This is a genomic window from Planktothrix paucivesiculata PCC 9631 (assembly GCF_900009265.2).
Taxonomy (GTDB): domain Bacteria; phylum Cyanobacteriota; class Cyanobacteriia; order Cyanobacteriales; family Microcoleaceae; genus Planktothrix; species Planktothrix paucivesiculata.
This window is the reverse complement of record NZ_LR734983.1, coordinates 1-10,102: the sequence shown is the minus strand read 5'-3', so window position 1 is coordinate 10,102 and position 10,102 is coordinate 1. Positions and strand designations below refer to the sequence as shown.

Annotated in this window: 13 protein-coding genes and 1 pseudogene; 11 read left to right on the top strand and 3 right to left on the bottom strand. The window is 35.2% G+C overall.

Annotated features, from left to right (window positions below; genetic code table 11):
• The 3 genes and pseudogenes from PL9631_RS25980 to PL9631_RS01905 all read right to left on the bottom strand — a co-directional run.
• Positions 1 to 1,631 (bottom strand): annotated as a pseudogene (locus PL9631_RS25980) (hypothetical protein); the annotation flags it as partial.
• 23 nt (positions 1,632 to 1,654) lie between these two features.
• A complete protein-coding gene (locus PL9631_RS01910) occupies positions 1,655 to 3,025 on the bottom strand; it encodes a hypothetical protein (protein WP_083616438.1) in 1,371 nt (456 codons plus the stop codon).
• Positions 3,026 to 3,108: 83 nt separating this feature from the next.
• Positions 3,109 to 4,269: a hypothetical protein gene (locus tag PL9631_RS01905; RefSeq protein ID WP_083616436.1), complete on the bottom strand. Its 1,161-nt coding sequence runs from the start codon at positions 4,267 to 4,269 to the stop codon at positions 3,109 to 3,111.
• A 62-nt stretch (positions 4,270 to 4,331) separates the two neighbouring features.
• On the opposite strand from PL9631_RS01905, the gene PL9631_RS01900 reads away from it, so the two are divergent.
• The 11 genes from PL9631_RS01900 to PL9631_RS01850 all read left to right on the top strand — a co-directional run bounded on the left by PL9631_RS01900 (position 4,332) and on the right by PL9631_RS01850 (position 9,943).
• Positions 4,332 to 5,162: an ATP-dependent DNA ligase gene (locus tag PL9631_RS01900; protein ID WP_083616434.1), complete on the top strand. Its 831-nt coding sequence runs from the start codon at positions 4,332 to 4,334 to the stop codon at positions 5,160 to 5,162.
• A 157-nt stretch (positions 5,163 to 5,319) separates the two neighbouring features.
• Positions 5,320 to 5,634, top strand: a complete 315-nt coding sequence (locus PL9631_RS01895) for a hypothetical protein (protein ID WP_083616433.1) — start codon at positions 5,320 to 5,322, stop codon at positions 5,632 to 5,634.
• A 54-nt stretch (positions 5,635 to 5,688) separates the two neighbouring features.
• A complete protein-coding gene (locus PL9631_RS01890; RefSeq protein ID WP_083616430.1) occupies positions 5,689 to 5,967 on the top strand; it encodes a hypothetical protein in 279 nt (92 codons plus the stop codon).
• Between the two features lie 78 nt (positions 5,968 to 6,045).
• Positions 6,046 to 6,330, top strand: coding sequence for a hypothetical protein (locus tag PL9631_RS01885; protein ID WP_083616428.1), 285 nt, complete (start codon positions 6,046 to 6,048; stop codon positions 6,328 to 6,330).
• 58 nt (positions 6,331 to 6,388) lie between these two features.
• Positions 6,389 to 6,739 carry a hypothetical protein gene (locus PL9631_RS01880; protein WP_083616426.1) on the top strand — a complete coding sequence of 117 codons (351 nt, stop codon included), beginning with the start codon at positions 6,389 to 6,391 and terminating at the stop codon, positions 6,737 to 6,739.
• Positions 6,740 to 6,837: 98 nt separating this feature from the next.
• Positions 6,838 to 7,191: a hypothetical protein gene (locus PL9631_RS01875; RefSeq protein ID WP_083616424.1), complete on the top strand. Its 354-nt coding sequence runs from the start codon at positions 6,838 to 6,840 to the stop codon at positions 7,189 to 7,191.
• A gap of 307 nt (positions 7,192 to 7,498) precedes the next feature.
• Positions 7,499 to 7,882, top strand: a complete 384-nt coding sequence (locus tag PL9631_RS01870; protein ID WP_083616422.1) for a hypothetical protein — start codon at positions 7,499 to 7,501, stop codon at positions 7,880 to 7,882.
• Positions 7,883 to 7,996: 114 nt separating this feature from the next.
• Positions 7,997 to 8,413: a hypothetical protein gene (locus PL9631_RS01865; protein ID WP_083616420.1), complete on the top strand. Its 417-nt coding sequence runs from the start codon at positions 7,997 to 7,999 to the stop codon at positions 8,411 to 8,413.
• Between the two features lie 75 nt (positions 8,414 to 8,488).
• Complete coding sequence (locus tag PL9631_RS01860; RefSeq protein ID WP_083616417.1) at positions 8,489 to 8,866, top strand: hypothetical protein; 378 nt, start codon at positions 8,489 to 8,491, stop codon at positions 8,864 to 8,866.
• A gap of 93 nt (positions 8,867 to 8,959) precedes the next feature.
• Complete coding sequence (locus PL9631_RS01855) at positions 8,960 to 9,262, top strand: hypothetical protein (protein ID WP_083615996.1); 303 nt, start codon at positions 8,960 to 8,962, stop codon at positions 9,260 to 9,262.
• 141 nt (positions 9,263 to 9,403) lie between these two features.
• The gene (locus PL9631_RS01850) at positions 9,404 to 9,943 is read left to right on the top strand and encodes a pilin (RefSeq protein ID WP_083616415.1); all 540 of its coding nucleotides are present in this window, start codon (positions 9,404 to 9,406) and stop codon (positions 9,941 to 9,943) included.
• The last annotated feature ends 159 nt before the right edge of the window (positions 9,944 to 10,102 follow it).

Genomic DNA, 10,102 nt, shown 5'->3' with positions numbered 1-10,102 from the left:
CTCATTTCCCCTTCCTTTGGGATATCTAAAACAATCAATTCAGCCCCAATAGCTCTAGCTCTACCCAACAAACTAGCAACAACTCCGGTAATATCATTCATTGAATTAATAGCAATCTGTTGAAGACTTCCTGTAAGTGCAACCTTGGGAAACTTCTTAACTTTTGGGGGCGAATCCATATCATATAAAGCCATCGTTAAGTTAGGATATCGACTACTATTTATTAATTGAATAAAATCTCCATCAGTATCACGTCCCAGACTCAACAAAAGCTCACGAGTGGCGGCTAAAACTCCCCTAGTATTTCGGAATCTACCCTCATGAAAGTTTTCCCAAAGTTGAACATCTCCCCAATGGCGCATGGGGTTACAAAACACAATATATTGACCTTCATTGAAACTTGGTGAACAGAAAACTTTGGGTTTGAAAATAAAATCATTACCATAGGGTTTCTGATATTTTTCAAGACTCGTATCTGGTGTACACATAACTGAATAAAACCTAACTCCGGCTGATTTAGCAAGGTTTTTCCACATCTCTCGAAGTCTAAATTTAACCTTCAATAAAACATAAGGATGTAGAATTAATACCCCTTTTTTATCAGCTTTAATTATCTTGAGAACCGAATCAACATAAGCTACTTCGGCATCGGGGTTATCGTCAAGATTAGCTAATTCTTGTTCAGCTTCATCTAAATCAATTCGGAGGACATCAGCTAATTTATAAATATCATCAAGGGCAGTGCTTAATTTCTGACATTTCTCATGGAGTTTACTAATTATTCCATCTTCTTCAAGGGTTTCAAAACTAAACCATTGCCACAACATCCAACCGGGTTTAGCACGGCGTTCCTCGGCTTCATGCACAACACCGATTAGAACTTTACCAGTATAATTCCCAGGTGCGGGTTTATTACCTTTAAAACAAGATAGGGGAATAACTAAATCATAACCTTTGAATCTATTATCATTCTCAAACTTATATGAATGACTTGCTGTTCCTTTTATTGTCCATTCTTTAAAGATGGCGGCTCGGATTTGAATTGTTGTCGGGTTATCTTCATTGCCAATTGTTTCCCAACTTTCTAATAGGGTTAGAAGGGATTTTGATAATTTAGCATGACAATCTCCTGTATCCCAATGGACTCCATTTACTCCATCATCTTGAGGACTACTATCTTTTGGATTCCGTCGTTCATCATCAACAACAATATATTTTATTTCTCTATAAAATAATCTATTGCATCCGGTATGCAGAATACTTCCATAAATTATTCGTTTCCAATCATCTTTGCTAGGAAAATAATCTCTACCAATTGTTCTTTTAGGAGTAAATAAAAACCTCCCATGGGTTCGACTATTTGATGCTAAATCTAAAAAGTAGGGGTCAGAAACCCCAGGAACTTTAAAAGGGTCTAATAAACTTGCGTTAGTTGATGTTTTGGGAATTTCACCAATAATAAACTTTTTGTCAGGGTATAAAGCCGCTAACATTGTATTACGGAGAACTACTGGTGGCGCGGTTGAAAAACTTTGAGTTGTACAATTCCAAACATAAAAAGTTGAAACTGTTTCTATTCGACCTTCACTGCCATCTTCTCTATATTTAGTATTCTTAAATTGTGTAGGCATAATTCTCCTTTATTAAACTTAAATTAAAATGGTTCTTCTGCAAAACGTTTTAACGAATCCCAGAGAGTTTTCTGAATAGCTCCATCAGTTATTTCTATTGGGTTATTAATATTTGTTAGGTCAAACATTAGGGCAACTTCATCATCATTATTAATATTAAACGCCCAAAGTTTATTATAAGTAGATTTAGCCTCACTCAGTAATTCTTTTGCGTATTCAATGATAAAATCCCTCGTTTGTTTTTCATTCATATCGTAAGTAACGGCGAATCCAGTATCAGGTTTACCTACTAATCTAGTTCCAAAAAGGTAAACAAGATTGCCAAATTTCACTTTCTTATCACTTAATTTAAGAGCAACCAGAATCAATCCTGCGACCAAAGCAATCCAGGGAGCATAACCCATTAGAGTTGCCCAAGCTCCACCAAATAAAGTTCCAGTAGCACTACCAATTTTAGGGACTAATTGAGGTAAAGATTGTAATAGACCAGCAGACAAATACCGACTAACTTCTGCACCTGCGGAACCAATAGCTTTACAAACAACTGATGTCACCGTATGGGTTAATACTTCTAGGATTTGTTGTGGAATACTAAACATTGATAAAAACCAATTTGCCAGTTGGTTAATTACCCCTACAACATCCGTTAGTTTGGGCGTTAATGTTGGTACTATTAATTCAATTGCCCCAAAACTCCCATAACTTGATATTGGTATTGATTGAGAACTAGAACTAATGCCCATAAATTTTTTAACAAAACTTCTGAGACGATAGAGTTGATTTTTAATAGTTGACGATGCACTGTCTCCGGCTTCTAAAATTAATCCTTCAAGTTCAGTAATTTTATCTTGAATATAATCAATGCCAAATTTAGATTCAAAACTATCTATTGTTGATTGAGCTTGAGATTGAATATTTCCAGTTACTTCAACAACTTTAGATTGAAGACTATTTATCTGAGTATTTAGTAAGGGAATATTGAGAGTTTCATTGTAGGCAGAAATTCCCATAATATAATAATAATCATCATCAGAATCTGGGATATCACGATTAATAATACTATTCGCATAAGCTAATAGATTTTGTCCCTTGTAGAGTTTTGTATTGTAGGCTTTATTAATTCCATAAATACTTTCTAGGGTTAGAAGCCCACTCATAATTCCAATATCAGGAAGGGCTAAAAGTTGTTCTGCTATTTGTTTTATTGGTTCTAATATTGGTTCAGTTAATCCTGTCAAAATATTAACAACAGGGAAATTATTAACCCCATTATTGACAAACCCATAAATTTCTTCTCCAATCTCTAAAACATCTTTTCCTAACCAATTCTTAGAGTCAGAAACCCTCACTCGATTCTTTAAAATTTGTAGGTATCTTGCTGTTAGTTTTGCCATAGTTTTATTTGTTATTTGTTATTTTGATATTTTGATATTTGCTTGTTATCCCTAAAAGTTAAGATTAGGGACAACAGAAGGGATTAGAAAGTGTCAAGGGTTACAAAGACTTCTTTAGAAAGAATCTTTGAGCTATCCGAGGGAGTGGTAACAATTACAATGTGGCTATTATTGACGGCAATATCGTAAGAGTATCCAGGTAGGGTACGGAAACCTCCTGGTAAAATTAGCGGCGCATATCCGAATTGTCCAACAGGTTCAGACATTGTTAAGACGGCAGAATAATTTTTAATAACGGAGCTACTCAAACCATGGGGGAAAGTTCTCGTGCCTCCAGCAGTATCTGAGGTTCGGCAGGCAAATAAATGTTTTTTAAGTGTGGCAAATCCACTACCAAAAAATACCTGGGTTCCTTGAGCCACCAATGCCCAGAAAGTAGGTTCAGAAACTGGGTTACGTCCCCTGCCATTCTCTTTGATGCAAACATAGGAACTTCCATTAAAAAGTACCGCATCCCTTTGAACATAAAGGGTTTCTGGGTTCCACACCCCTTTGAAGGTCATTATGTAATCTCGACCATCCCGACCATTTGCTCCCTTGCAGAACAATTCCCAACTAGGGGAAACATTAGGGAAAATGCTGGAGTCCTCAAAACCAGAATAATCTGCCTCGGTTAATCCAATTGGATAGTTAATTACTGGTGGATTAGTACAGATATAAACCGCCCATTCAACAGCGTCAAAATAACTAACTAAATCCCCGACTTGATAAGGGCCGTATTGCCAAACTCCTTTCCATCTTATTCCTTCCCCTTTTTCCCCTTTCTCTCCTTGAATACCTTGAATACCTTTAGCCGAATCATCATCAACAATAATCAGGCTGCATTTAGGAATCTCACCAGCAACCGCACCGCCTTTATAACTTCCTAAACTCAAAGGAATAAACTCGTCTCCTTCAACAAGGTTTTCTTGAATAATAGTAAATTCAAGGGTTTTTATTCCGCCCTCTCCATCAGCCCAAGTTAATAATTGAGAACTCCCAGTAGAAGTTGTTGGATTAATTGGAAGAAAATCTAATTTTCGAGTAGCACGACCCAAACTAGAAGCCGAACTATTTGTTACTTTTACGCTAACTAATCCAACATTTCCTTCAGTTCTTTCAACAGAAACTTTAGCTCCAATATAAGTTCCATCTTCTCGGATTCTAAACTCAGTTTGAGTGAAACTTAATTTCCCCGCAGCCATAATTTTACCTGGTAATTTGATAGTATTATCGTATCATAAAGTTGATTTTTAAGACAACAAAAATGGCACTATCTTGTCAACTGGCAAATACCTACTATCCCACTAAAGACTACGGGGTTTCGAGTTGGTGGAGTTCACCGAAACTTGATGGAGTACGGGGACTCTACTTACCAACAGAACAGGCAATTTTTAGTCGAACATTGAAATCAAAATTCGTTGGGATAGACCATATCCTAGCTATTTGTAAGCAACAAGGCTATATTCTCGATGGTGAGCTTTATATTCCTGGTGAACCTTTTGATGTCATCTCTGGTATCGTTAGAGGTGGTAAAAGATATGATCTAACTAAGAAACAAAGATTGCAATTCCATATATTTGCTATCCTCTCAATTGGGACTAGGGAATGGTTAAGTACCCAAGAAATGATTGATACTATTCCTGGGGTTATCCCTTCTGATCAATCAATTATTGTCGCTACTCCCTATACTTTGATTGAAAATAATCCCACGTCTATTCAATCTCAGAATCAATTTAATAAAGATAACGGTCTATCCAATGAAGGCACAATCCTGCGGCATCCTGATAGGGCTTATTACGAGGGTAGAAGCAATGATTTATTGAAGGTCAAGAACTTTGAGAAGTCTACCTTTATTTGCACAGGTTTCTTTAAAGGTACTGGCAAGTATTCAGGAAGTTTAGGTAAAATATCTGTTCAAGCTGATATCCTTGGGGTTCCTGTAGCTGCAAGAGTCGGTACGGGTTTTTCTGATGCTGAAAGGTTAGAGATTTGGAATAATCAATCAAACTATCGGGGACGACAACTTGAAGTAATTCATCTTGGGCTTACTAAAGCTAATTCAATTCGACATCCGGTTTTTTCTAGGTTTATTTAGATTTAATTAATTTAGATTCTGAGGTAAAAGCATTAGTTAGAATTTCTAATTAATGCTTTTTTTGGCTTGGATATTAAAACTTTCGTTTACATTCTAACTATATCATAAAATTAAGAAGCTACCGCTTGAATTTAATGAAGTTTATTTATCTAAAACCATGACTGAATTAAAGACTGAATTAGAAATGTATTCAAGTTTTTGTTGCTTTGAACAAGAGGCTATTGAATCGGCGCTCAAAGAGGCTGGGATTAATTATCGAATTGAACCATTGAATATGGGAAGTGATGAACGACCCCTTGACTGTTTCAATCTCTTTACTGAACCTAATGATTTAGATTTACGTTCTATTGAGATGGAAATTGTCCTCAAGTATCGTGAACAATTTAATCTCAAAACTGACATTCTGCGTAGCTCCTGTCTATGGGAGATTCAAAAATTAGTTCAATACGGTCAAGAAATCAATAAACAGTAATTGGGATTTACCAGCTACCGCTTAAATTTAATGAAGTTTTTTTGAACTAAATCAATGATTAGAATTCCACCTAAATTCGGTTCTAAAGCTCCTAAACCTGAACCCGATAAATCCAAAGGCAGTGTTTTTGACCGACTGAATGCAAAACTTAAATGGGAACGAGAAAATATTCAACCCCATTTAAAAGATTTATTTCCTTTGTATGGTCACAACTGCATTATCTTCATGCCGACTGAGAACACTTTCTACTATACAGGTGCAGGATACGGTAATTATCTAACTGAAAGGGATGATGATTACAACAGAATTGGAGAAATCTTAGCTCAAATCTAATTCAATTAAGCGGTAATTAGAAACTTTAATGCTCTAGCTACCGCTTGAATTTAATGAAGTTTCTCTTAACTAAATCAAATGACTGAATCAAATACTGAATTAGAAATGTATTCGAGCTTTTGCTGTTTCGAGCAGGAAGCAATTGAACAAGCTCTTAAAGAATCTGGGATTAATTATCGAATCGAATACTTTAAGGGATTTAATGACCTCAATTGCTTCAACCTCTTTGCTCCCCGCAACTGCGAACTTTCTGTTAATCTTGAAGAAATTGAACTCAAAACTGTGCGGGAGTATCGGGAACAATTCAATCTTGAAAACGCAAACCTGTATCAGCTTCAAGCCGCTTTTCAAGCACTCCAATAAATAACTTGAGCGGTAGGTCGCTATCGCGATAATTCAATGAAGTTTCTTAACTAAATCAATGAATACCATAACTTTTGCAGGAATTAAAGGTAAAGTAATTAAATCAAGTCCTCATGGTAATTATCTTACAGTCGAACTTAGCGATCGCATTACCATTTGTGGAACCAAAAACAATCAATTTAATTGGTCAGAGGCTCCTGATTCTGATTCGGGATTTACCAGTTTTATTGCTTATATTGGTTCGACAACCGAAGAACAATCAATCCTCTATGACCAAATTCAATTCTATGGGGGACATATTCAGGAGTTCCGTGATTCTAAACGTAATCCCTCTTTTCCCTTTGAATTTAAAGTTAAAGAACTCTCCATTGATAGTTTGTTAAATCTCTTTAATGAACTTCAATCATAAATTCAATAACAAATAACAAACCAATAATGTTACTCAAGGGAATAACGTTATTGGTTTTGCTATTGCGTTCAATTCTGTGCAAATTAAGGATAACACAAATGAGAGATAAAGTAATCAAAATTTGTCAAGCATTAGATTGGCAAGGAGAACGAGATACCTGGGAATCACCAGACGGTAAAGAGATTCCGTTTATAAGATTCTCTAAGTTTATAATGCCAGAGAACGATGACATGAATAGTTACTACATCCAGATAACAATATGGGCTAAAAACGTTTCTCTCGAAATCAAAGAATATTGTGGGGAATGCGGCCCAGAAATAGATTCTGATGAACGATGGGCAATGAGTCGTACCTTCAGAATCGCCAAAGTTCCTTATGCAGAATTTATTGAAAGAAGTAATGAATTAATTCAACAATTGGAGAAAACATTATATGAGAAATTCACCCCATAGTTCCAAATCCAAGCACATTCAATTACAATTACCGTTATTTCCAAAACTCAAAAGGAATCAGAAAGTCAAGATTAAAGGCTTAGATTCCGATGGCGAATATCCTAATCTTATTGGGAAATTTGGGATAATATTTGCCATTGCCAATAATGGGATTTGGGTAAGATTCCCTGGTTGTTATTTGGGGCGAACCAAGAAGCGTAAAGTAAAACTAATTTTGCTTTATTCTATTTGGAGTATAGAGTATTTCAAAGTTTCTGAATAGGGTAGCTATCGCTAAAGATAGGCGTTGTTTCTTTTTCTTAATACAATGTCTATCCTTATTCAAACTAAAGCTCAAAAAACAACCTCAATTCTTGTAGATTGCTTCCGAATCCTGGCTTGGCAACATTATAAGAGTACCAATAAAGGCTTGAGAATTGAAGGTAAAGAAATCAATGGTTTAGAACTTTATGAAATCTTCAAAACCGAATGGCTCAAGCATGAAATCAACAAAATGGATTTAGCTAAAGTCCAAAAGTTCATCAAAGACATGGGTTATACCGAAGATGAACTTATGGAAATTCGTTCAGATTATTACCAACAAAAATCCAATTATCAAGCCAAAGAATCTAAATCAACTGAATCAAAAGTTAATCAACTGAAACAAAAGTATCAAGAAGCTGATTCCGAATACGAGCCCAAACCTTTCTAAACCTCTTAACTAATTAAGTCTTAGTCTCTTTGTGAGATTAAGGCTTTTTTTTATCCTCAAAGTTAGTGGTGAGATGCTAACGCAAGAATCGATGAAGTTTTTTGATAACAAACAATGACTAACTTTCAATTTCCAATTCTAAACATCAAAATAGTTTTCCCTGTTCTTCGTAAAAACCGAAAACATTTAGTTGATATGGGGAAAGAATTTCAGACTTTTGGCTATACTCCCCAAAGTTTTCGGGAGAATCTCTGGCATCAAATTCAGAACAGTCGATTAGACGAAAAGCAAACACGAGAATTTAAGTGTTTGAGAAGTATGGCAATGAATCACAAGCAGATAGCTTTATTGATTAAGGATGAGGAGCAACGGCCCTATGCAGAAATAATCATTCGAGCAGTTAGTTTTGTTCATCGTATTGAATCCCTAGCCCCATTAGGAGGTATCGACTCTCACGACAAAATGCAACCCGAAGCCTTCTACGAACTATTGAAGCAATTAGGTTTTAAGTTGAATCTCGTTAAACCCTAATCAATAAACCCTTAATTAATTAGATTCCCAATCTAGTTAATTAGGGGTTTTTCTAATTCACTTAACTTTAAATCAATGAAAATCACTGTAGCAATTTCCGGTTCACGTTCAATCACAATTCTAAATCCTGAATCCCTAACTAGAATCAACAAAATAATTGAGCTTAATTACGAGATTCTAATTGGTGATGCTCCTGGTGTTGATTTATTAGTTCAAACTTATCTTGATTCAGTGAATTACGATAATGTTCAAGTTTGGTTTGCCTTTAGTACCCTCAGAAATAATGTTGGTAATTGGGGAACCGTTAAAGTTCAAGGAAGTTATAGCCTTAGAGATAAATTAATGCACCAACAAGCTGATTTTGGTTTAGCTATTTGGGATGGTAAATCACCAGGAACTAAACGAAATATTCAACAACTTGGTAAACGTTGTCGTGTTGTCTTAATTAATTAAATCTAATTAAATCTTTAGCTGTAGTTATTTGTGAGGTAGCTACCGCTAAAGATAGGTGTTTTGTCGTTTTTTCTAACTAACATAAATATTACCATGAATGAACTCAATGGTCAATGGCTAGATTGTGGCGGAAAACCCTGTTTCTGTCCTGATAATTCACCATCTCCTTATGATTATCTTTGGGATGAAAATGTTGAAGATATTGAAAATGTTGAAGACACTAAAGAAGTTATAGAATTTCGGGAAAAATGCAAGCTGATTTCAAGATATTCAAGTCTTATCGAACCTCTTGAATTTGAAATTGAATCTGAATCAGTTTCTATAAAAGTAATTGAACCGTACAATGACGATATTAATTCAGTTGACTTCTTCACTGAACCTGACGAACCTTTCTGACTTTAACTAAATAACTAAATAACTAAAAACCTTAGAGCAATCTGGGGTTTTTTTTATTGACTTTTAAAGACTTAGGAATTTAAAGATTTAGTAGTAAGACGCTATCGCGGGGAAGTGGCAGTTGTTTTATTTGTAATTATCATGAAATCTTCTGAATCCGGCAAATCTCTGACTGAACTTTTAGTTGTTATCGTCATTATTGGTATCTTAGCTTCAATCGGTTTACCAATGTTTCTCAACTATCTCAAAACAAGTAGATTAGTCGCAACCATTCATCAAGTTAAAGCCTATACAACTCAATCTCGATACGATGCAATCTCTGATTCTGGTATCAAAACAGTTTGTATTCTTGAAGGAAAAATCACCTCAACAACAGATGGAAATTGCAACAACAAATCCATCAAGTCTTTACCTTCTGGAGTCACTTTAGATATCAATAATTCAACATTTTCTAATAAAGCTAATAGTATTTCTGGCACAGGTAATGATTTCTACAAAATATCTTTTTCTGGAAATACTAATGGCGGTCAATTAGGAAGATTAACTTTCACTACAAGAACAGAAAATGAACCCATTACCAATCGCAATACAATGTGTTTGTTTCAAACTCTAAAGAATGTTGATAATCTAGGATATGAAACCAATATTGATATCCGTAAAGGTAAAGATTGCAAGAAATAAATTGATAACCTTAGCAAATGCTAGGGTTTTTTTTATTGAAGCTCAACTAATCAGGAAGCTAACGCTAATAGGTTATGAAATTTTTAGGAGTTTAACCATGAATAAAACCAAGCTAAAATTCTCTACAGAACTCCGAAAGTTAACTACTGTTGAGAATCC

What these genes read in the sequence shown, in the direction of transcription:
- PL9631_RS01910 (WP_083616438.1), bottom strand. Translation starts at nt 3,025, where the DNA reads ATGGCAAAACTAACAGCAAGATACCTACAAATTTTAAAGAATCGAGTG.
- PL9631_RS01905 (WP_083616436.1), bottom strand. Translation starts at nt 4,269, where the DNA reads ATGGCTGCGGGGAAATTAAGTTTCACTCAAACTGAGTTTAGAATCCGA.
- PL9631_RS01900 (WP_083616434.1), top strand. Translation starts at nt 4,332, where the DNA reads ATGGCACTATCTTGTCAACTGGCAAATACCTACTATCCCACTAAAGAC.
- PL9631_RS01895 (WP_083616433.1), top strand. Translation starts at nt 5,320, where the DNA reads ATGACTGAATTAAAGACTGAATTAGAAATGTATTCAAGTTTTTGTTGC.
- PL9631_RS01890 (WP_083616430.1), top strand. Translation starts at nt 5,689, where the DNA reads ATGATTAGAATTCCACCTAAATTCGGTTCTAAAGCTCCTAAACCTGAA.
- PL9631_RS01885 (WP_083616428.1), top strand. Translation starts at nt 6,046, where the DNA reads ATGACTGAATCAAATACTGAATTAGAAATGTATTCGAGCTTTTGCTGT.
- PL9631_RS01880 (WP_083616426.1), top strand. Translation starts at nt 6,389, where the DNA reads ATGAATACCATAACTTTTGCAGGAATTAAAGGTAAAGTAATTAAATCA.
- PL9631_RS01875 (WP_083616424.1), top strand. Translation starts at nt 6,838, where the DNA reads ATGAGAGATAAAGTAATCAAAATTTGTCAAGCATTAGATTGGCAAGGA.
- PL9631_RS01870 (WP_083616422.1), top strand. Translation starts at nt 7,499, where the DNA reads ATGTCTATCCTTATTCAAACTAAAGCTCAAAAAACAACCTCAATTCTT.
- PL9631_RS01865 (WP_083616420.1), top strand. Translation starts at nt 7,997, where the DNA reads ATGACTAACTTTCAATTTCCAATTCTAAACATCAAAATAGTTTTCCCT.
- PL9631_RS01860 (WP_083616417.1), top strand. Translation starts at nt 8,489, where the DNA reads ATGAAAATCACTGTAGCAATTTCCGGTTCACGTTCAATCACAATTCTA.
- PL9631_RS01855 (WP_083615996.1), top strand. Translation starts at nt 8,960, where the DNA reads ATGAATGAACTCAATGGTCAATGGCTAGATTGTGGCGGAAAACCCTGT.
- PL9631_RS01850 (WP_083616415.1), top strand. Translation starts at nt 9,404, where the DNA reads ATGAAATCTTCTGAATCCGGCAAATCTCTGACTGAACTTTTAGTTGTT.